Raw genomic sequence first — 19,751 nt, 5'->3', positions numbered from 1 at the left:
GGGAAGGGCCAGTCAGGCCGTCGCCACCCGCTCCGCGCCCACGATGTGGTCCACGAACCCGTAGGCCAGCGCCTCCTCGGCGTCGAACCACCGGTCGCGGTCGGCGTCGGCGGTGATGCGTTCCACCGGCTGCCCCGTCTGGGCCGCCGTGAGTTCCGCGATCCGCCGTTTCATCTTCCCGAACACCTCCGCCTGGATCGCGATGTCCGTCGCCGCCCCCGAGATCCCCGCCGAGGGCTGGTGCATCACGATCCGCGTGTTCGGCAGCAGGTGCCGCTTGCCCGGCGTGCCCGACGAGAGCAGGAACTGCCCCATCGACGCCACGAACCCCAGTCCCCACGTCGCCACGTCCGGCTTCACCAGCTGCATCGTGTCGTAGATCGCCATCCCCGCCGTGACCGAGCCGCCGGGCGAGTTGAGGTAGAAGGTGATGTCCTTTTCGGAGTCGTCCGCGGCGAGCAGCAACAGCTGTGCCGTGATCCGGTTCGCCACCTCGTCGGTCACCTCGGTGCCCAGGAACACGATCCGGTCGCGCAGCAACTGCTCGTACACCGACTCGTTCGGCTGCTGCCCCGCCGCGTGCATCGCGGGAACCACCGTCAGCGTCATCGTCTTCTCCTTCTCCGTGCGAGATCCCTGTCCGCCCCGAACGTAGGAGCGCGGACGAGGCCGTGGGGACGGCGTTCGCTCACGGCGTGCGCGGTTCGCTCCCGGCGATCACCCGAGGTAGCTGCGCGAAGCAGTCACTTCCCGCGTCGCGACCACGGGCCGCCGTTACGCTCTGCCCATGCAGAACACCGGGGACGACCGCGTCCCCACCCTGTTGCGCAGCCGGCCCAGCTGGCTCGTCACCCAGCTCGCCACACAGGTCACGCGGCTGGTGGGCGACGCGTTCGACGCCGCCGGGTTCCGCCGCTACCACTACGCGCTGCTCGCCGCCCTCGACGAGTTCGGCCCCGCGAGCCAGGCCGCGCTCGGACGGCGCTGCCGCATCGACCGCAGCTACGTTGTCGAGGCCGTCGGCGAGCTGGAGACCGCCGGCTTGGTACTGCGCGCACCCGACCCGGCCGACCGGCGCCGCAACGTCGTCACCCTCACTGGCGAAGGCCGCACCCACCTCGCCGCGATGACGAAAGCCCTCGACGACGTACAGGACGAGCTCACCGCGCCCCTGCCCGCGGCCGAGCGCGAGCAGTTCGTCCACCAGCTCGGGCGGGTCCTCGACCACCTGCGCGAACCCCGCGTCACCGGTAAGGGTCGCGAAACCTCGTGATCTCGATCATGGCGGTGAACGGGACTAGCGTGGCGTACGTGTGAGCCGGAGGCCGTACCGGCTTTCTCCGTTCGTCCGCATGCGAAGGATCCGCCCCTATGACTACTCGCCCGTTCCGCTTCGGGGTCTCCCTGCTCAACGTCGGCTCCCGCACGGACTGGCGCGCCCGTGCCCGCGAGGTGCAGGACCGCGGCTACGACGTGCTCCAGGTGCCCGACCACCTCGGGATGCCCTCGCCCTTCCCCGCGCTGGTCGCGGCGGCGGACGTCACGAGCATCCGGCTGGGCACCTACGTGCTCAACGCCGGCATCCTCAGCCCTGCCTACCTCGCGCGCGACGTTGCCGACGTGCAGCGCCTCACCGACGGCCGGCTCGAGCTCGGTCTCGGCACCGGCTACATGCCGAACGAGTTCGAGGCCGTCGGCGTGCCGATGGGCTCCGGCGGTGAGCGCATCCGCAAGCTGGAGTCCACGCTCAAGGCCACACGCGAGCTGCTGGCCGCGGAAACCGGCGCGACGGTGCCGCCGATCATGCTGTCCGGCTCGGGCGACCGCATGGTGGCACTCGGCGGCCGCGAAGCCGACATCTTCAGCTTCTCGATCATGGCCGGCGTGACCGCAGGCACCGCCCCGGAAGACGCGTTCGCCCACCGCGTGCAGGTGCTGCGCGACGCCGCCGGCGACCGCTTCGGCGACATCGAGCTGAACCTGTTCGTCGCCGCCGTCGGCGACAGCGTCGAGGCGCTCGACCTCGGCGTCATCCGTCAGGCCAGCGGCCTGCCCGACGAACAGCTCGCCGAGCTGCCCGGTGTGCTCGTGGGCTCGCCACGCGAGATCGCGGAGCGGCTCGAGCGGTACCGCGAAACGTTCGGCACCACCTACATCAGCGTGCTCGAACCGCACCTCGCCGCGTTCGCCGAGGTCATCAAGCACCTGAGCTGACGTCCACGGCGCACAGGGACCGCATCAGCTCCAGCACCCCCTGGGCGCCGCGCGGCGACAGGAACTTCGCCAGGTTCGCCGCCGAGTCCCGCGCCTCCTCGGCGGCGCGGGCGAACATCTCCTCCTCGAAGCCGCGCACGTCTTCTGCCGACGCGAGCGCCAAGGCGAGCCGGGCGCCGTCGAGCATCGCCAGGTTCGCGCCCGCGCCGGCGAACGGCGGCATCAGGTGCGCCGCGTCGCCCAGCAACGTCAGGCCTGGAACCGGATCCCATCTCAAGCCGACCGGCAGCGCCGTGATCGGCGGCCGCGTGATCGGTCCTTCGGCCGCGGCGACCAGCTGCAGGAACTCCGGGGCCCAGCCCGCGTAGAGGTCCTGCAGCTGGATCCGGGCGGTCGCCGGGTCGTCGAACGCGATGCCCGAGGTCGCGAAGCAGTCCTCCTCACCGCGCATCGTCAGGTGCACCCGGGCGCTGCCGTCGCCGTTGCGCTGCGCGGACAGCGTGCGGTTGGGGCCGATCGCCATGAAACTGCCGCGCCCGACCAGCACCGAGAGCGCGGGATGGGCGAGGTCGATGTCCGGGATCACGAGCTCGATCGCGTTCACGCCCGTGTGCGCCGGTTCGGCAGGGGTGACGAGCGGACGCACGCGGGAACGGGCGCCGTCCGCGCCGACGAGGAGGTCACAGTCGGCGGCGCTGCCGTCGGCCAGGTGCAGGCGATGTCCGTGGGCGAGCGGCGTGATGTCCTCCACGGCGCGTCCCCAGTGGACGGTCTCGGGCGCAGGGCGTCGAGCAGCAGCTTGCGCAGCGCGGGACGGTCGGCTTCCGGGCGGCCGAACGCGTCGTCGGGCGTGTCCTCGCGCAGCAGCGGGGTGCCGGTGTGGTCGTGGAGCGCCAGGTCCTGGCCCTCCGGGCCGGGCGATGGCGCGGAACCCGGCCGTCAGCCCCGCTTCGCGCAGCGCGAGCTGGCCGCCGGCGGGGTGCAGGTCGAGCGTGCCGTCCTGGATGCGAGCGGTCGGGCCGGTGTCGCGTTCGTAGACGTCGGCGTGGATGCCGTGGACGTGCAGGACCCGGGCGAGCGTCAGGCCACCGAGGCCCCCTCCGGCGATGGCGATACGAGGCAGGAGGACTCCGATCGATACGGCGTATTTCTACAATACGATGTATCAACAAGTGCGGTGTATCGTTACCGCGATGAGCGAACTGGTGTGAGAACGGCCCGAGCCGCCGGCCAGATCGGCGCCGACCCCGCTGAGCCGGGAGCGGATCGTCGCCGCGGCCTGTTCGCTCGCCGACGCCGAAGGGCTGGAAGCCGTGTCGCTGCGCAAGGTCGGGGCTGCGCTCGGCGCCGGGCCGATGCGCCTCTACGGCTACCTCTCCACCAAGGACGAACTGCTCGACCTCATGGCCGACGCCGTCTACGGCGAGCTGCCCCTGCCCGAGCCCGGCACCGACCGTCGCACGGGCCTGCGGGCGCTCGCCCACGCGGTTCGCACGGCGGCACACCGGCACGAATGGTTCGCCGACCTGCTCGGCGGGCGTCCCGGGCTCGGCCCGAACGCGCTGGCCTACCTCGAAGCCTCGCTCGCCACCGCCGACGAAGGCGACATCGACGACGCGCTCGTCGCGGTGCGCGCCGTGCACTCCTACGTGACCGGCGCCGTCCGCAGCGAGATCACCGAGCTGCGCCGCGAACGCGAGTCCGGCCAGGACGAAGCGCAGTGGCAACGCGCGTCCGCTCCCTACCTGCGGCGCATGCTCGCGACCGGCCGCTACCCCACCCTCGCCCGCGCCGTCGACCTCGGCTCCCACCCCGACCCGGACATCGCGTTCGACGCCGGCCTCGCCCGCGTCCTCGACGGCCTCGATGGCCCGGTTACCGCTTAAGCGGCAAAATCGCGGCGTGATCCCCGAACTCGGCCCGACGACCCGCGTCATGCACGCGATGGAACAGCTGTGGGCCGAAATCCGCCGCCGCCACCCCGACGTGCCCGAGGCCATCCTCGTCCTGGCATCCGGCACGATGGGCACCACCACCGAGATCCACGGCCACTTCGCCCGCTCCCGCTGGCACGTCGGCCCCGGCGAGGATCCGCGCGCCGAGTTCTTCCTCGGTGCCGAAGGCCTGCGCCGCCCCGCCACCGACATCCTGGCAACCACGCTGCACGAAGCCGCCCACGGTCTCGCCGCCACGCGCGACATCGTGGACGTGAGCGACGGCCGGTACCACAACAAACGGTTCGCGGCGCTCGCCCACGAGCTGGGTGTACGGGCCGAGCAGGCGGATCGGATCGGGTGGTCGGCCACCACCGCCTTGCCCGAGACAATCGAGGCCTACGCGGATTCGCTGCACGCTCTCGAAAGGGCGTTGACGGTGTGGCGGCACACCGAGCAGGAGGTCGCGGTCCGTGCGCAGGCTCCGCAGCCGCTGCCCACGGATCCCGACCAGCCCGATGTCGTCGTGCCGGCACCGACTCCAGTCGTGATTGCGCCGGTGGACGGCCGCGGTGCTCACCGCGGCGGGCCGAACTACGTGGCCGCGGTATGCGGGTGCGACAAGCCGCGCCGCATCCGCGCGGCCCGGTCGATCCTCGAGCTGGGGCCGATCACCTGCAGTCTCTGCGCGTCCCCCTTCACCGAAACCGCGAGCTGACCGACTCGGCCGGTCGCGGTCGGATGCTCAGGTCAACGGAAACAGTACGAGTCCGACGAGGCGTCGCCGCCCTCCAACCGGACCTGGTGCGGGCGCAGGCCACGGAAGTCGTCGCCGTGCAGGAAGCACTTCCCGTCGACGCGCAGCCCGCCGACGGCGGGATCGGTCTCGAGCTTCGCCATCCAGGCCCCGACGCCGTCCGGGTAGAACTGGTCGTCCCAGGCGCCGTAGAGGGAGTTGGTGACGTAGATCCGGCGACCGTCGCGGCTCACCTCGACCATCTGGGGGCCACCCGAGAGCTGCAGCGACGGCGCGGCCGGATGCGGGACCCGGCCGGTGATGCCCCCGAGGCGCACCGAGCCGGTCTCCCGCGGCCGGGCGGGGTCGCTGACGTCGAACTGCTTGAGCTCGCCGATGCCCCAGCACGACACGTACAGGAACCGGTCGTCCACGCTGAGGCCGATGTCGGTGATCAGGGGCGGCACGGCACCGAACGGCCGTAGCGCCGGTGGCAGGTCCGCGGCGTCGGCGGGCTCGGCGGGAACGGTGATCACCTTGTCCACCGCCCAGGTGTCCCCGTCGAGGTGCCACCGCCACACGGACGCTGACAGGTCCTCGGTGGACACCGTCACACCGACGAACCCCCACGTGGCGTCCGGGTCGTGCGACGGGCGCACCTCGAGCACGATCTGGTGCTGCTCGCCGAGGTCGACGCTCTGGCGGTGCCGGCCCTCGGCCAGGTCCCAGAAGTGCAGCGCGTGCCCGTACTTGTGGCCCAGCAGCAGCTCCGGATCGATGCCGTCCTCGACCATCGCGGGGGTGCCCCACTCGCTGCTGATCAGGACGTTGCGGTTGAGGTGCCACCACGCGTCGTAGGCCAGGTACTGCGGGCCCCGCTCGGTCTCCCACGCACGGACCACGTCGAACGTGTCGTGATCGAGCAGCGCGATGCCGCCCGGACCGCCCGAGCCTTCCCCGGCGCCGAGACACGACACGTACACGCCGTCCGGCCCGCAGTGGGAGGTGTGCGGACGGGAGTATCCCGCCTTCTCGGCCAGCTCGGCCGCGGTCACCGTCTTGTGCAGGACAGGCTGGCGCGGATCGGGCTGGGTGTCGAACACGTGGATGTTCGACGAACGGATCCCGGGCAGCAGCAGGAATCGGCGGCGCAGGCCGTCAGGGTCGTGCCCGGTGTGCGCGAACGCGCTACTGCACGCGTTCCATCCAAAGTGGTGCAGCTCATCGCCGATGGTTGGCAGCTCCGACCAGCCGACCACGCTGCCGTACGTGCCCGAGTCGGGATCCACGTCGACCGTCGCCAGGGCATCCGGTTTGGCGGCCGTCCGGTCGAATGCCACGACGTACGCGAGCTTCTCCGGCGGGGCCGCGATCGCGTCGCCGGGGCTGCGGTAGAAGGTCGGATCGGTCTGTGACTGTGCTGACTGCCCGGTCATCACGTTCTCCCTCCCCTGTCCGATTCCCCGAATGTCCCGCGCGTGCCGTCGTGGCCGCAAGGCACGAACGCGCACGTCAGACGATGCGTGCGACGGCTCTGCCGGAACTGCGGGCGGCCACATGCTCGGTGCGCGACCGGCGCACGACGACCGCCTTCCTCTGCTGCTCAAGGGAAAACGGCTCCGAACGCCGCCCACGGCAGGTGCGCGAACCGTCAGTCGCCCCGGCCGGCACGGCGTGGTCTCACGGCGGCCGAAGCGGCGTGCGGTTGAAACTTCACGGCCCGGGCGGAGGGGTCTCCCCGGGCAGATCGAGCAGTTCCGCCAGCAGATCCGCGCGCAGGTCGGTGTTCTCGGTGGGAGTCGCCAGCGCGAGCCTGTGCACGCGCTCGAGCCGGGACCGCAAGCCGGCGTGGTGCTCCGCGGCCCGGGTGAGCTGCTCCTCGGCCGCGTCCAGCCGGCCGGCCAGGACAGCGGACCGGCTGCGCGCCTCCGCGACGGCTTCGGCCGAGGCGGCGGATTCCGTGCGCTGGTGCTGATGAGCAGCGTCCAGACGTCGCTCCAGGTCTCCGAGGTGGGCCCGGGCGGTGGTGAGTGCCTCGTTGGCCTGGTCGAGCCGGCCGGTGAGGTCCCGCCGGACCTCCTCTTCGCGCGCGCGTGCCTGCGCCAGGCTGGTGAGCGCCGCGTCGCGTTCGGTGGCGCGGACGGCGAGCTGCTCGGAGCGTTGAGCGAGCTCCGCGGCGAGGGCGTCGGCGCGGGCGCGTTCGGTGCGGGTGTCGCCGGCGGCGCGCTCGGCGCGTTCGGCGGCGGCGGTGGCGGAGGCTTCGGCGCGGGCCTGGTCGAGCTCGGCCGCCTTGCGGGCTTTCACCGCTGCCGCGGCCATTTCGTCGGCGGCTTTCGCCAGGTCGGCCTGTTCCTGGGCGTGGGCCTGGGCGGCGGCGGTGGCTTGTTCGCCTTCCACTGCGCGAGCTTCGGCGGCTTGGCGGAGGCCGTCCGCTTCGGTGGCACGGGCTTCCGCGGTTTCGGCGCGGGTGAGGGCGGAGGTCACCTCGTCCTGGGCGCGGGCGGCGACGCTGTCGAGGGCGTTGCGCAGGGTCTGCAGCGGCCCACCCAGCTCCGTGGCGGCGCGGACGAACTGCGCGGCCGCGTCGGTGAGGCCGGCGTGGGAGACCGAATCGCCCAGTGCTTCGCGCAGCGCTTGGTCGGCGGCGGCGAGTTGTTTGCACGTGCGGTCCCCGGGCCAGCGGCGGTCCGGGCAGAACTCGAACGGCCGGCCCCCACGCGGTCCCGGCGGCGGCAACGGCGCCCGGCACTGCCGGAACCCACACAGCGCCGCCGTCCGGTCCTCGATCACAGCTCCCTCAGTCACCCCTGAAGCGTATCTGATTGGTTATATAACTTCTAACCGAGGTTGTAGTTATTTAACTTAATACCTAGGTCAGCTACAGAAGAGAGCTTTTGTTGCTAAGCTGCCAGAGAAGATGATTGATCGACGGAGAGTGACGGAACCAGCAGCTGTGAGTGAGATCGTGAGCCTCGAAACCGCCTCGAAAACTGGGTACCCCCTCTCGGCCGACCACGACGTGTGGCCGGGCGTCGAAGACCCCGCCGCGTTGCTCGACGCGATCGCGGACTGGCTCGCCGGCTACGGAAACCAGGCCACCCGCCGCACCTACGCCGAAGGACTCGGCCTCCCCGTCACCGCGGCCGACCTCGCCGAGTGGGCCGAACCGGGGCGCCACCTCGACACCTGGCGGACGGCCGTCCGCCACTACGCCGACGCCCTCCGCCTCACCCCGAGCCCGAGCCCGAGCCCGAGTTCCGCCACCGCTCCCCCGCCCGCACCGCGCGGCCGGCTGCGCGCGCACCACTGGTTCCGCTGGTGCGTCACGCGCGGCCTCGATCCGATGGCCGCCACCTCGGCCGACGTCAAGAGCTGGCTCGACACCCTCGCCGCCGCCAACGCCGCCCCCGCGACGCGCGACCGGATGCTCGCCACCGTCAAAGCGCTCTACGGCTACCTCGCCGACACGGGCCTCGTCACCGGAAACCCCGCCGCCCTCAACCGCCGCCGGCTCGGCCTCGCCACGGCCGCGAGCAGCACGTCCGGCACCGTCACCCTCACCACACGGCAGGTCCGTGCCCTCTACACCGCCGCCGGCACACCCCGGCGCGGCGCCAGTCCGTTGGACACGGCGCGCGCGGTGGCCGTGGTCGCGCTCTTCACGCTCGGGCTGCGCGTGAGCGAACTGTGTGGGCTGGACCGCTCCGACCTGCACGTCACCCGCGGCCGCCGCGCGCTGCGCGTGCTCGGCAAGGGCGGCAAGACGCGCGTGGTCTACCTCAGCGTCCCGGCCGAGAACTCGCTCATGAGCTACCTCTCCGCCCGCGACACCGCGGCCGCCTCACGCGAGACCACCGTCGAACGCCGGACCCAAGCGCGCCACGCACCGCCGTCGCCGCTATTGCAGACCCGCACCGGCAACCGCTACCAACGCCAGGCGATCTGGCAGCTGCTCCGCCGCATCACCGCCACCGGCGGCACCGACCTCGAACCCGTCGCCGGCGCCATGCACCCCCACGCGCTGCGCCACTTCTACGTCACCACCGCCGTCGAAGCGGGCGCCCAACTGGTGCACGTGCAGGCCGACGTCGGTCACAGCAGCATCGACACCACCCAGCAGACTTACGACCACGCCGCCCGCGCCCCGGAACGCAGCGCTGTCGACCTCGTCGCGAGCAGCTGGTTCCCCGACGACACCGGCGCCGACTGAGGTCCGGTCACGGCGCTGAGGTCTTGTCACGGCGCTGTGGTCTTGTCATGGCGCTGTGGTCAGGCCTCCGGCGAGCCGGCGGCGCGGTGCCCGGTGGCGGCAGATTCCCGTTCGGCGATCCAAGCGAGCCGATCGAGCCTCGCGCGCATGTTGGCGTTGAGGTCGGCCTCCAGATCTCGAACGCCGAAGAACACCCGCAGAATCACGTGCAGGCCTCGCGGCACGGATTCAACGACCTCGTAGGACTCGATCGCCGCGGTACCGGTCGCGTCCGGGCGGAACACGTACCTCCACCGGATGCCGCCACCGCCGCGTTCGGTCCGGCGGATGCTGAACTCCCGTGCCGGATCCGCGACTTCGACGACCGGTTTGTTCGACCAGGTGAACCATCGCCGCTTGTTGCGCGCGAGGAACTCGGCGCCCACCGCCGCACCACTCGCGCCGTCGAGCCAACGGCACTCGATCACCTCCGGGCTCCACTCGGGCGTCCGGGTCACGTCCGACACCAGGTCGTAGAGCGTCCGAGGGTCGGCTTCGACATGCCGACGCACCTCGTCGCGGGTGAGCCGTACATCGTCCCCTCCCAGGAGCAGATGCTTCTCACCGCCGATCGATCCGGCCTCGCGACGCACGTCGCTCTCCGCACTTCGCCGCCCTCAGGGCGGCGTGAGCGGCTGCGGCTGCAGGCGATCGAGGAGATCCTCGACGCGGCGCTCGAGGTCGTGACCGAGAAGGGTGCCACCGCGCTCAACCTGTCGGAGGTGGCGAGGCGGGTCGGGCTGCGCCCTCCCGGCGGTGCCCGGGTTCGAACCGTCGCCGCAGGCGTACCGTCCCAGCCTGGCCGTGCAGGAGTTGACCATGCCGGGCATTCACGGCTGCCGTCGATCGCCATGAGCTGCATCCGGTGGCCGCGTCGGAACGGGGCGTCGGTCTGTTCATCGCCCTCGGTGCCGGCGTCGGCTCGCTCCAGCTGGGCAACGATCAGCACGCCGGCTTCGTCGAGGGCCGGTACGCCCTCCTGGTCGAGCCGGCCCTCGACATGTTCGCCGCATACTTCTCGCCGGACAAACCAGCCGGCTGGACGTCCTGACAGTCTCGGCCATCCAACCGGGGATCACAGCAGGCCGAAGGCCTGCCAGTCGCCGTGCCGGTGGTCCAGAGCGCCAACAGCGGCGCCGATACCCTGGTGAGAACCCCGCCGGCCAGGAGAACACTTGTCCCACCACGATTCGCTCACTGCCGACTGCGGCAGCTGCTTCGGGCTGTGCTGCGTCGCCCTCACCTTCACGCGTTCCGCGGACTTCGCGATGAACAAGGCGGCCGGCGATCCGTGCCCCAACCTGGAACCGGAGTTCGGCTGCGGCATCCACGATCGCCTGCGGGACAAGGGGTTCTCCGGCTGCACCGTCTACGACTGCTTCGGCGCCGGGCAGAAGATCTCGCAGATCACCTTTGCCGGGCGCGACTGGCGCAGCGAACCGGCTGGCGCGAAGCGGATGTTCGCCGCGCTGCCCGTGATGCGCCAGCTGCACGAACTGCTCTGGTACCTCACCGAAGCCCGGTCCCTGGCTGTCACGCGGGAGCTGCACGCCGGTCTCGACGCCGCGCTCGCCGAGACCGAACAACTCACGCTGAGCGACCCCGACACCCTGCTCGCGCTGGACGTCGCCGAGCAACGCGCCCGCGTGGACGTGCTGCTGCAGGCCACGAGCCGGCTCGTGCGGGATGGGGTGCGCGGCAAGAAGAAGGACCGCCGGGGTGCGGATCTCATGGGAGCCAAGCTCGCGAACGCGGACCTGCGGGGCGCGAACCTGCGCGGGGCCTACCTCATCGCCGCGGACCTGCGCGGCGCCGATCTTCGCCAGGCCGACCTGATCGGGGCGGACCTGCGCGACGCCGACGTCCGCGGCGCGGACCTCACCGCGTGCCTGTTCCTCACGCAGTCGCAGGTCAACGCCGCCCGCGGCGACGCCACGACCCAGCTCACCGAGCGCCTCAGCCGGCCCGCTCACTGGTAGCCGGCCGCGTCGACCCGACCACCACGCCACCGAGCCGTGCGACCCAGCTGCCGCACAGGCAGCGAACGTAGTCGGCACGACTGCCGCGCGAGGCGGGCACGACGGCGGACGGGGGCAGTTCGGCCAGGGGCCAGCCACAACGGGGGCAACGGTTCTCATCCATGCCCCGATCGTGCTGTAATGAGTCAGTGCACTTCAACCCTTACGGCGGCTCCGGCGCTCAGGTGGCCGCGGCGCTGGCCACGCTGGCTCGGGACGACAGCGTCTCGGCGGAGGACGTGCTGAGCACCTGCCGGGCCCACGGCATGACGCTGACGGGGCTCACCGACGACGAAGGCGCCCGCATCCTCGACTGGAGCCGGCGGCTGCGTGAGGTCTTCGCCGCGGGCAAAGCGGACCAGGTGGAGCTGGTGAACCGGCTGCTCCTCACCGCGGCGGTGCGCCCGCACATCTCCGGCCACGACGGTAAACCCCCGCACCTGCACTACGCCGGCGAAGACGCCGAGGCCGTCGAACGCGTGCAGGCGCACTCGGCCGGCGGGCTCGCCCACCTCGTGTGCGAAGCGCCCGATCGCTTCGGCCTGTGCGCACGCGAGGGTTGCGGGATCGCCTTCGTCGACACCTCGCGCAACGGCCGCCGCCGCTTCTGCTCGACGCGGTGCGGCACGCGGGTCAACGTCGCCGACCACCGGGCCCGGCAGCTCAGCGCTTGACTCAGCTCATCTGCTCGTGGATCCAGTCAAGGATCGTGTCCACGCGCGCGGTGGTCTCCACACCGGGCTGGGGGCAGTCCGGGCCGTTGTCCTCGATCGCCACGAGCCGGCCCTTCTGGTCGCCCTCGGGGATGAAAAACGGTGAGCCCGAGTCGTCGTGACACGGGCTGTTCTCGACGGTGCGCGCCTCCCGGGGGCTCATGTCGAGCTCGGTGTGGCGGATCTCGCTGACCTCGAAGTGGCCGCGTTTCATGTGATCGGCCGGCGCGACGACGGTGGCCGAGAGCGAGCCCCAGCCCACGAAGTCGACGTCCTCGCCGACCTTCGGCGGACCGGTCGGCAACGTCAGCGGCGCGATGTCGGTGATCGGGGCGCTGAGCTTGACCAGCGCGAGGTCGTTGACCGGCGACTGGCGCACGTCCACGGCCTGCACCACGTGCCCGCGGGGGTCGTCGTCGTTGATCTTCCCGACTGCCACCGTCATGTGGTATTGCGGCGTGCCGCCGACGCGGGTGCCGTCGAGGTCGTGGAAGCAGTGCCCGGCCGTGATGATCCAGTCCGGCGCGATCAGGGACCCGCTGCAGCCCCCGCCGCGCACGCCGCCGCCCTCGACGGGGATGTCCTTCGACGTGAGCTTCGCGTTGAATGGCATCACGCTCGGCGGCAAGGCGGGAGCAGTGCTGCTGGGCGCCGGCTTCGGCTGGGCTGACGAGCCCTGGCCGGCCGCGCCCGCCCGCGTGTGCGCGACTTCCGCGTCGGCGGTCCCGGCGGCCGACGCTGCCGGACCCTTCTGGACGGTGACGTAGCCGCCGGCGAGGCCTGCACCTGCAACGATGGCGAGTGCCAGCGCGCCGTGGCGGGAGCGACGGTGACCGGATCGTGACTTCACACTTGCAACAACGGACGGAGAGGCTGAGAAGTTCAGCCATCCGTGGAGAAATCTCAGCGAATCTCGTCACTCTGTGACACCAAAGGTGATCAAGGGACGATTCGGGCTGCATTAGGGTTCTCGTTATGACCAACCGCTTGGTATCCCTGGGCGATTCCTTCACCGAAGGTGTCGGCGACGACGATCCCGCCGCGCCGAACGGCGTGCGCGGCTGGGCCGACCGCGTCGCCGAGGTGCTGAGCGCCCGTGAGCCGGACTTCCGCTACGCCAACCTCGCCATCCGCGGGAAGCTGCTGCCGCAGGTGCTCGCCGAGCAGGTGGAGCCGGCGATCGCGATGGAACCGGACCTGATCACGCTCTACGCGGGCGGCAACGACCTGATGCGCCCGAAGGTCGGCATCGACGCGCTGACCGACTCCTATGAGCTCGCCGTCGCCCGGCTGCGCGGGACCGGCGCCCGGGTCGTGCTGTTCACCGGCGTCGACGGGGTGGAGGACGCGCTGTTCCGGCAGATGCGCGGGCGGGTCGCGATCTACAACGAGAACGTGCGCGGCATCGCCGCCCGCCACGGCACGCTGCTGGTGGACATGTGGTCGATGCGGCAGCTGCGCGACCGGCGGCTGTGGGCACCGGACCGCCTGCACCTCAATTCCCGGGGCCACCTCGAGATAGCGATCGCGGTACTCGACGTGCTCGGGGTGCCCCACGACCTCACCTCGGGCGAGCTGGGGCCGCGCCCGCGCTTGTCGACTCGCGAACGCCGTGAGGAGAACCTGCGCTGGAGCCGCGAGCACGCGTGGCCTTGGGTGCAGCGCCGCCTGCGCGGCGAGTCCTCCGGCGACACGATGAGCCCGAAACGCCCGGTGCTGGAACCGTTCGGATCAGGTGCTCTCGAGTCAGGTGCTCTCGAGTCAGGCGTGCTTGAGTCAGGCGTGCTTGAGTCAGGCGTGCTTGAGTCAGGCGTGCTTGAGTCAGGCGTGCTTGAGTCAGGCGTGCTTGAGTCAGGCACCGACGCGCGGGGCGTGCGCGGCTGACAAGGCCGGGCGCAGGCCGTCGAACAGGATCGCGACCACGCGGTCGCGCAGCGCGCAGTCGGCGCCGATGTGCTCGGCGGCCTTGGCCGTGCCGATGATCACCGGGATCAGCTCGGCCACGGTGAGGTCGGCGCGCACCGCGTCGGCGTCCTGCGCGCGGCGCAGCAGCACTCCGAGCGCCTCCAGCAGCCGGGTGGCGACGTCCGAGCCCGCCTTCGGCACGTGGATGCCTGCGGCGCTGAGGGCTTCGAAGTAGGCGTTCTTGGCGCTGGACATCTCGATCCAGCTGGTCAGGAACGTGAAGAACGCGGCGCCGGCGTCGGGTGAGTCCTGCGCGACGACCGCCTCGGCCTCGTCGACGAAGCGGTGCAGCCGCGCGTAGAGCACCGCTTCGAGCAGTGCCTCCTTGGTCGGGAAGTGCCGGAACACCGTGCCGACGCCCACGCCCGCCTCGCGTGCGACCTCTTCGGTCGGGGCGCCCGTGCCTTTGGCCGCGAACACCGTCTCCGCGGCTTCGAGCACTTTGGCCCGGTTGCGCCGGGCGTCGGCGCGCAGCGGTTTGGACTCCGTCACGGTGCCTGATCGTAGCCGGGTTCAGCCGGGCAGCGCGCTGAGCACGCGTTCCAGGGCCCGCGGCACGTGCGAGCGCCAGCCGGCGCCCATGATCCGGCGGGACACGCGCTCGAACTCGTCGTCCGGGTCGAAGCCCTCGTGGCTGAGGAACAGCCGGGTTCCGGTGCCCTCCGGTACGAGCCGCCACGTGACCGTCCACTTCGGACCCCATTTAATGCTCAGCTCGCGTTCGGGGTCGGCCACGAGCACCTCGCACTGCACGGGCCCGCCCGCGAACCCGGCCGCCGGCACCGGCTGCGCGAGCAGCTCGAAGCGGTGTCCCACCACAGGTTTGACGTCGTTGGGCATCGCGAGCCAGCGTTCCAGCAGCTCGGGTTCGGTGAGCGCGCGCCAGACCTTGCGCGCGGGGTGCGGCAGGAACGTGTCGACGTGCACCGCCGTCGGGTCCTCCGGGTTCGGCGCGGTCTCGGTCACAGGTCCTCCTCGTCGAGCAGGTCACGCAGGTTGGTGAGCTTCGTGCGCCAGAACTGCTCGAACGGGTGCAGCCACGTCGTGACTTCCTCCAGCGGCGCGGCTTCGAGGGAGTAGAGGCGGTTGCGCCCGGCGCGTTGCTCGGTCACCAGGCCGGCTTCCCGCAGCACGCGCAGGTGTTCCGACAGACTCGGCCGGCGCATGTCGAAGCGCTCGGCCAGATCGCCGGCGGCCATCGGGCCTTCGAGCAGCAGCCGTAGCACCTCGCGCCGCGCGGGGTTGGCGAGCGCGGCGAAGACGTCGTCGTTGACGGGCACGCCGCTCAGCCCGGCCGGTTGCCGAACGCCGAGGGCTCGAGCAGGCCGACGCCGTTGCCATCGAGGTCCTGGAACGAGGTCGCGCGGCCCCACGGCATCGCCTGCGGCTCGGGGACCTCGATCCCGTTGTCGCGTAACGCCGCCACGTCGGCGTCGAGGTCGGTGGTGTCGAGCTGGAAGTGCAGCGGGCCGGTGAGCGTGACACCGGAGATCGGGTAGTCGACGAGCACCAGGCCGGTCTGCGCGCCCTTCGGCGCCACCATCACGAACCGGCCGGCCGGGCCGTTGCGATCGACGACGACCTCGAACCCGAGTTTCCCGACGTAGAAGTCGCGGGCTTTCGCCTGGTCGGCCACCGGCACGGTGAGGAACTGGATGCGGGAGACGGTCATGCCGGAAACAATAGGTAGGATAATTCCTACGTGTCAAGCGGCAGGGCGCTGCGCCGGGGTGGGTGGGCACGGTCGGGCACGGATTCGGAGGGCGCAGACCAGTTCGACCGGGTACGCGCCCGAGGGGCAGTGCCTTGGTGATGTCGGCGAGGAGGCGGCCGGAGACCAAGAGGCGGCCACCGTCGGCGATCGTCGCGGGGACGCCCACCGTGGCGGAGACCTCGTAGTCGAACCCGGACACCGTGAGCGCGTCGGACTCCCCGTCCGCACCCGCGTCGAGCAGCACACCACCCAGCACCGGCACCGGAGGCCGGGACGGGAAGCTCCTGGCCACCCAGGCGACGGCGTCGGCAAGCCCGTCGCGCTCGACACGGATCTTCATGCGCGCCGCCGGGTCGGCCGCGGCGCTCGCCGCGTTGCTGCGCGGCGGAAGCTCTACCGCGACATCTGCGCGACCACCTGACCCCGGGCTGTGTTCACTCGCGCAGCCGGGAGTTCAGGCGTGCGGCCTGCCGGGTGAGGTGCTCGCGTTCGGGGAGGTTGGGCGCGGCCGCCGCGGCTTCGGCGTAGAGCCGGGCCGCAGTGGCCGGGTCGCCGTCGCGTTCGTGGAGGTACGCCGACGCGGCGGTGTGGCGGGGCAGGGTGGGGTCGAGCTCCGCGAGCGCGGCCAGGCCCGCGCGGGGACCGTCGGCCTCCCCGACCGCGACGGCCCGGTTGAGCCGGGCTACCGGACTGTCGGTGAGGCGCACCAGCTCGTCGTACCACTCGACGATCTGCACCCAGTCGGTCTCTTCGGCAGCCTGCGCATCGGCGTGCAGCGCGGCGATCGCGGCCTGGGCCTGGAACTCGCCCAGCCGGTCGCGCGCCAGCGCCGCCTGCAGAATGTCGACGCCCTCGGCGATCAGGGCCGTGTCCCACTGGCTGCGGTCCTGATCGGCCAGGGGCACGAGCCGGCCGTCGGCGGTGGTCCGGGCCGGGCGGCGGGCGTGGTGCAGCAGCATGAGCGCGAGCAGGCCCGCGACCTCCTCGTGGTCGATCCGGGCGGCGAGCTGGCGCGTGAGCCGGATGGCCTCGGCGGCGAGGTCGACGTCGCCGGAGTAGCCCTCGTTGAAGACCAGGTACAGCACACGCAGCACCGTGCCGACGTCGCCGGCCTGGTTCAGGCGCACGCCCGCCACGGTTTTCTTGGCCCGGGTGATGCGCTGGCCCATCGTCGCCTCGGGCACGAGGTAGGCCTGCGCGATCTGCCGAGTGGTCAGCCCGCCGACCGCGCGCAACGTGAGCGCGACGGCCGAAGCCGGGGTCAGCGACGGGTGGGTGCACAGGAAGTACAGCTGCAGTGTGTCGTCCGCGACCTCGGTCGGGCCGGGTTCGGGCTCCTCGTCGGCGCGCAGCTCGCGGTCGCGCCGCGAGGAGTCGGCGCGCACGGCGTCGAGAAACTTGCGCCACGCGACGGTGACCAGCCAGCCCTTCGGGTCGCGCGGCGGGTCGTGCGGCCACACGCGCACGGCCTCGACCAGGGCTTCCTGCACCGCATCCTCGGCCGCCGCGAAATCCGCTCCGCGCCGGCCGAGGATCCCGATCACCGCCGGTGTGAGGGTCCGCAGCAGGGTTTCGTCCACCGGTGCCGTCATTCGGTGATGGCGGGGCACTCGCCGTAGAACGGGCGTACCTCGAGCCACTCCTGGGTCGGCTTCCCGCCCGCACCCGGTGACGCGGACAGCTCGCCGGCGAGCTCGATCGCGCGCTCGTGGGTCTCGACGTCGATGATCACCCAGCCGGCGATGAGGTCCTTGGTCTCCGCGAACGGCCCGTCGGTGACCGGCGGCCGGCCCTCGCCGCCGGAGCGGACCCACGTGCCTTCCTGCGAGAGCGCCTGGCTGTCCACGAACTCGCCGGTGCTTTCGAGCTTGGCCGCGAAGTCGCGCAAGTACTGCATGTGGGCCGTGACCTCCTCCGGGGTCCACTGGTCCATCGGCACGTCGTTGCCCGCGGCCGGCGCGCCGCGGTAGTGCTTGAGCAGCAGGTACTTGGCCATCGTCGTTCTCCTTGGTGTGGTCCGGCCCATTCTGGCCGGGTTCGGTACGGGGACGCAGCCGTTCGCGGGTTCTCGACATCCCGCGGCGGACCTTTTTCGGGCTGGGGTTTTCAGGCTTGCTGACGCTCGGCGCGCTGCTTGACCAGCTCCTCGACGGCGCTGGGCAACGTGGTCTCGAAGTCGATGAGCTTCGCCCAGGTCGGGGTCACGACGACGCGGACCATTCCGTCGTAGAGCGAGCGGATCTCGGCCTCCCACTCGACCCGCTGTTCGGCGGTCATCTCGTAGCTGCCGTTCATCTGCAGGTACTCCTCGGGGATCCCGTCGACGACGTCGAGCTCGGCGCGGCCTCGGATGAGCAGGATCTTGGGCGGGTGCACCTCGGTGTCGATGGTGAGCGCCACCATCGGGTTGGCCCGCAGCGACGGCAGCTTCGGCGCATTTTTGGTGGTGCACATGACGATCTCGGTGCCGTTCCAGGTGAACCCGATGGGCACGTTGCGCGGCGTCCCGTCCTCGGCGACGTAGGCCAGGCGGGTCAGGTCGCGCGCCAGCAATTCCTGGCTGAGCGGGCGGTTGAGGATCTCGGTGATCTGGCTGCGGTCCACGGGATTCTCCTCGGTGGTGTCGATCCGGGCGGTGGGCTTCGGTCTGTGTTCGCCTCGGGGACGGAGCCGCGCACGGGTTCCCGACATCGCGTCGCGAAGTTTTTCGGAACAATCGCAGACCGTGGTCTTCGGCGGATTACGACCACAAAGAGTGACAGGACGAAACGTCCTTCCCGCATCCTTCGTCAGGAATCGCCGAACCAGTGCAAGTGCCTCACACTATTGAGTGACGCCAGTCAGGAGAGGTGTGCATCATGGTTCTAGGCGACAACGAAGTCACCAAGTCAGTCGCAGCTTCCTCCGGAGACCGTCGAGTCCAGGTGCGCCGGGCGGCGCTCGCCGGGTCGATCGGCACGACGATCGAGTGGTACGACTTCTTCCTGTACAACACTGCTGCAGCACTTGTCTTCCCCCACCTGTTCTTCCCCGAGTCGACCGGCTACGCGGGCGTGATGCAGTCGTTCGCCACCTACGCCGTCGGGTTCGCCGCACGGCCGGTCGGCGCGGCGATCTTCGGGCACTGGGGCGACCGGCTGGGCCGCAAGGCGACGCTGATCGTCACGCTGCTCCTGATGGGCTTGGCGTCGGCGCTGGTGGGAGTACTGCCCGGCACCGCGACGATCGGGATCGCGGCTCCGCTGATCCTGGTGCTGCTGCGCCTGGTGCAGGGCATCGCGATCGGCGGCGAGTGGAGCGGATCGGTACTGCTCGCGATGGAATGGGGTGACCAACGCCGGCGCGGGCTGCTCGGGAGTTTCGCCCAAGTCGGTGTGCCGGTCGGGCTGGTGCTCGGAACCGGCGGCATGACTCTGCTGTCGGCCACGCTGTCGCAGGAGGACTTCGACTCGTGGGGCTGGCGGATCCCGTTCCTGCTGAGCCTGGTGCTCGTGGTCATCGGCCTCGTGATCCGGCTGCGGATCCTCGAGACGCCGATGTTCGCGGGGGTCGTGGCGAACAAGAAGACGTCGAAGGCGCCGGTGAAGGACGCGGTGCGCCACCACTGGCGGGAGATCCTGCTCTCGGCCGGTCTGCGCTTCAGCGAGCAGATGCCGTTCTACCTGTTCACCAGCTTCGTGCTCGTGTATGTGGTGGAGCGCCCGGAGTTCAGCAAGACGTTCGTCCTCAACGCGGTGCTCGTCGGTGCGCTGGTGGAGCTGGTGCTGATCCCCGTGTTCTCGCAGTTCTCCGACCGCATCGGCCGAAAACGGGTGTACCTCACCGGCTCGGTGCTCACGGCGGTGATCGCGTTCCCGTACTTCACGATTCTCAGCCACGGCGGGCACACGCTGATCTTCGTGGCGGTGATCGTGTCGCTGGTCGCGCACGCGATGCAGTACGGGCCGCAGGCCGCGCTGATCGGCGAGAGCTTCCCGACCCACCTGCGCTACGGCGGCGCCGGCCTCGGTTACCAGCTGGCGTCGGTGTTCGCGGGCGGTCCCGCGCCGCTGCTGGCGACGTGGCTGCTGCACCTGACGGGCACGCCGTACTCGGTGTCGATCTACATCGTGCTGTCCGCGGTGGTCACGGTCCTGTGTGTGATCGCACTGCCGGACCGGTCGAAGGCGAACATCGACGACGTGAGCGTCTACGCCCGCCGTTAGCGG

23 protein-coding genes and 3 pseudogenes are annotated in these 19,751 nt (G+C 71.0%); 12 read left to right on the top strand and 14 right to left on the bottom strand.

Annotated features, from left to right (window positions below; genetic code table 11):
• Nucleotides 1-12 precede the first annotated feature (12 nt).
• Complete coding sequence (locus AB0M56_RS25565) at nt 13-609, bottom strand: ATP-dependent Clp protease proteolytic subunit (protein WP_364180162.1); 597 nt, start codon at nt 607-609, stop codon at nt 13-15.
• Nucleotides 610-787: 178 nt separating this feature from the next.
• On the opposite strand from AB0M56_RS25565, the gene AB0M56_RS25560 reads away from it, so the two are divergent.
• Both AB0M56_RS25560 and AB0M56_RS25555 read left to right on the top strand, forming a co-directional pair.
• The gene (locus AB0M56_RS25560; protein ID WP_364180163.1) at nt 788-1,273 is read left to right on the top strand and encodes a MarR family winged helix-turn-helix transcriptional regulator; all 486 of its coding nucleotides are present in this window, start codon (nt 788-790) and stop codon (nt 1,271-1,273) included.
• 98 nt (nt 1,274-1,371) lie between these two features.
• A complete protein-coding gene (locus AB0M56_RS25555) occupies nt 1,372-2,214 on the top strand; it encodes a TIGR03621 family F420-dependent LLM class oxidoreductase (RefSeq protein WP_364180165.1) in 843 nt (280 codons plus the stop codon).
• Here the strand turns inward: AB0M56_RS25555 and AB0M56_RS25550 are convergent.
• A complete protein-coding gene (locus AB0M56_RS25550; RefSeq protein ID WP_364180167.1) occupies nt 2,198-2,965 on the bottom strand; it encodes an FAD-dependent monooxygenase in 768 nt (255 codons plus the stop codon). The two genes, AB0M56_RS25555 and AB0M56_RS25550, sit on opposite strands and share 17 nt — an antisense overlap.
• Before the next feature lie 499 nt (nt 2,966-3,464).
• On the opposite strand from AB0M56_RS25550, the gene AB0M56_RS25545 reads away from it, so the two are divergent.
• Both AB0M56_RS25545 and AB0M56_RS25540 read left to right on the top strand, forming a co-directional pair.
• The gene (locus AB0M56_RS25545; RefSeq protein ID WP_364180217.1) at nt 3,465-4,100 is read left to right on the top strand and encodes a TetR/AcrR family transcriptional regulator C-terminal domain-containing protein; all 636 of its coding nucleotides are present in this window, start codon (nt 3,465-3,467) and stop codon (nt 4,098-4,100) included.
• Nucleotides 4,101-4,116: 16 nt separating this feature from the next.
• Nucleotides 4,117-4,866, top strand: a complete 750-nt coding sequence (locus AB0M56_RS25540; protein ID WP_364180169.1) for a hypothetical protein — start codon at nt 4,117-4,119, stop codon at nt 4,864-4,866.
• A 32-nt stretch (nt 4,867-4,898) separates the two neighbouring features.
• On the opposite strand, the gene AB0M56_RS25535 is transcribed toward AB0M56_RS25540, so the two are convergent.
• Both AB0M56_RS25535 and AB0M56_RS25530 read right to left on the bottom strand, forming a co-directional pair.
• The gene (locus AB0M56_RS25535) at nt 4,899-6,320 is read right to left on the bottom strand and encodes a selenium-binding protein SBP56-related protein (RefSeq protein ID WP_364180171.1); all 1,422 of its coding nucleotides are present in this window, start codon (nt 6,318-6,320) and stop codon (nt 4,899-4,901) included.
• Nucleotides 6,321-6,597: 277 nt separating this feature from the next.
• A complete protein-coding gene (locus AB0M56_RS25530; protein WP_364180173.1) occupies nt 6,598-7,689 on the bottom strand; it encodes a response regulator receiver protein in 1,092 nt (363 codons plus the stop codon).
• A gap of 148 nt (nt 7,690-7,837) precedes the next feature.
• Here AB0M56_RS25530 and AB0M56_RS25525 point away from each other — a divergent pair, with 148 nt between their 5' ends.
• Nucleotides 7,838-9,094: a tyrosine-type recombinase/integrase gene (locus AB0M56_RS25525; RefSeq protein ID WP_364180175.1), complete on the top strand. Its 1,257-nt coding sequence runs from the start codon at nt 7,838-7,840 to the stop codon at nt 9,092-9,094.
• A gap of 59 nt (nt 9,095-9,153) precedes the next feature.
• Here the strand turns inward: AB0M56_RS25525 and AB0M56_RS25520 are convergent, their stop codons facing one another.
• Nucleotides 9,154-9,726 (bottom strand): SRPBCC family protein, encoded by a 573-nt coding sequence (locus AB0M56_RS25520; RefSeq protein WP_364180177.1) that lies wholly within the window; start codon nt 9,724-9,726, stop codon nt 9,154-9,156.
• Nucleotides 9,727-9,998: 272 nt separating this feature from the next.
• Here AB0M56_RS25520 and AB0M56_RS25515 point away from each other — a divergent pair, with 272 nt between their 5' ends.
• The 3 genes from AB0M56_RS25515 to AB0M56_RS25505 all read left to right on the top strand — a co-directional run bounded on the left by AB0M56_RS25515 (nt 9,999) and on the right by AB0M56_RS25505 (nt 11,825).
• Nucleotides 9,999-10,184, top strand: a complete 186-nt coding sequence (locus AB0M56_RS25515; RefSeq protein WP_364180178.1) for a hypothetical protein — start codon at nt 9,999-10,001, stop codon at nt 10,182-10,184.
• Between the two features lie 124 nt (nt 10,185-10,308).
• Nucleotides 10,309-11,112 (top strand): pentapeptide repeat-containing protein, encoded by an 804-nt coding sequence (locus AB0M56_RS25510; protein WP_364180180.1) that lies wholly within the window; start codon nt 10,309-10,311, stop codon nt 11,110-11,112.
• A gap of 188 nt (nt 11,113-11,300) precedes the next feature.
• Nucleotides 11,301-11,825, top strand: a complete 525-nt coding sequence (locus AB0M56_RS25505) for a CGNR zinc finger domain-containing protein (RefSeq protein ID WP_364180182.1) — start codon at nt 11,301-11,303, stop codon at nt 11,823-11,825.
• A 1-nt stretch (nt 11,826) separates the two neighbouring features.
• Here AB0M56_RS25505 and AB0M56_RS25500 read toward each other — a convergent pair whose 3' ends face one another.
• Nucleotides 11,827-12,477 (bottom strand): trypsin-like serine protease, encoded by a 651-nt coding sequence (locus AB0M56_RS25500; protein ID WP_364180183.1) that lies wholly within the window; start codon nt 12,475-12,477, stop codon nt 11,827-11,829.
• Between AB0M56_RS25500 and AB0M56_RS25495 the strand changes: the two genes are divergently transcribed.
• The 3 genes and pseudogenes from AB0M56_RS25495 to AB0M56_RS25485 all read left to right on the top strand — a co-directional run.
• On the top strand, nt 12,455-12,631 hold the full coding sequence (locus AB0M56_RS25495) for a hypothetical protein (RefSeq protein WP_364180185.1): 177 nt from the start codon (nt 12,455-12,457) through the stop codon (nt 12,629-12,631). The two genes, AB0M56_RS25500 and AB0M56_RS25495, sit on opposite strands and share 23 nt — an antisense overlap.
• A gap of 208 nt (nt 12,632-12,839) precedes the next feature.
• Nucleotides 12,840-13,595 (top strand): annotated as a pseudogene (locus AB0M56_RS25490) (SGNH/GDSL hydrolase family protein); the annotation flags it as partial.
• 4 nt (nt 13,596-13,599) lie between these two features.
• Nucleotides 13,600-13,674 (top strand): annotated as a pseudogene (locus AB0M56_RS25485) (hypothetical protein); the annotation flags it as partial.
• 41 nt (nt 13,675-13,715) lie between these two features.
• Here the strand turns inward: AB0M56_RS25485 and AB0M56_RS25480 are convergent.
• The 8 genes and pseudogenes from AB0M56_RS25480 to AB0M56_RS25445 form a co-directional block, all read right to left on the bottom strand.
• Nucleotides 13,716-14,321, bottom strand: a complete 606-nt coding sequence (locus AB0M56_RS25480) for a TetR/AcrR family transcriptional regulator (protein WP_364180187.1) — start codon at nt 14,319-14,321, stop codon at nt 13,716-13,718.
• A 21-nt stretch (nt 14,322-14,342) separates the two neighbouring features.
• Nucleotides 14,343-14,795, bottom strand: a complete 453-nt coding sequence (locus AB0M56_RS25475) for an SRPBCC domain-containing protein (RefSeq protein ID WP_364180189.1) — start codon at nt 14,793-14,795, stop codon at nt 14,343-14,345.
• Complete coding sequence (locus AB0M56_RS25470; protein ID WP_364180215.1) at nt 14,792-15,109, bottom strand: metalloregulator ArsR/SmtB family transcription factor; 318 nt, start codon at nt 15,107-15,109, stop codon at nt 14,792-14,794. Before AB0M56_RS25470 ends, AB0M56_RS25475 begins: the two co-directional genes overlap by 4 nt.
• 5 nt (nt 15,110-15,114) lie before the next feature.
• A complete protein-coding gene (locus AB0M56_RS25465) occupies nt 15,115-15,501 on the bottom strand; it encodes a VOC family protein (protein ID WP_364180190.1) in 387 nt (128 codons plus the stop codon).
• A gap of 124 nt (nt 15,502-15,625) precedes the next feature.
• Nucleotides 15,626-15,883 (bottom strand): annotated as a pseudogene (locus AB0M56_RS25460) (DNA polymerase III subunit beta); the annotation flags it as partial.
• A gap of 94 nt (nt 15,884-15,977) precedes the next feature.
• Nucleotides 15,978-17,135, bottom strand: a complete 1,158-nt coding sequence (locus AB0M56_RS25455) for a sigma-70 family RNA polymerase sigma factor (protein WP_364180192.1) — start codon at nt 17,133-17,135, stop codon at nt 15,978-15,980.
• A complete protein-coding gene (locus AB0M56_RS25450; protein ID WP_364180194.1) occupies nt 17,132-17,539 on the bottom strand; it encodes a YciI family protein in 408 nt (135 codons plus the stop codon). The genes AB0M56_RS25455 and AB0M56_RS25450 overlap by 4 nt, the downstream gene beginning before the upstream one ends.
• 110 nt (nt 17,540-17,649) lie before the next feature.
• Nucleotides 17,650-18,147, bottom strand: coding sequence for a pyridoxamine 5'-phosphate oxidase family protein (locus AB0M56_RS25445; RefSeq protein ID WP_364180196.1), 498 nt, complete (start codon nt 18,145-18,147; stop codon nt 17,650-17,652).
• 254 nt (nt 18,148-18,401) lie between these two features.
• Here AB0M56_RS25445 and AB0M56_RS25440 point away from each other — a divergent pair, with 254 nt between their 5' ends.
• Nucleotides 18,402-19,748 carry an MFS transporter gene (locus tag AB0M56_RS25440; protein ID WP_364180198.1) on the top strand — a complete coding sequence of 449 codons (1,347 nt, stop codon included), beginning with the start codon at nt 18,402-18,404 and terminating at the stop codon, nt 19,746-19,748.
• Nucleotides 19,749-19,751 lie beyond the last annotated feature (3 nt).

Source organism: Amycolatopsis sp. NPDC051372, assembly GCF_040682095.1.
GTDB lineage: Bacteria > Actinomycetota > Actinomycetes > Mycobacteriales > Pseudonocardiaceae > Amycolatopsis.
The sequence above is the reverse complement of the archived record's forward strand: the minus strand, read 5'-3'. Positions and strand labels throughout refer to the sequence as shown.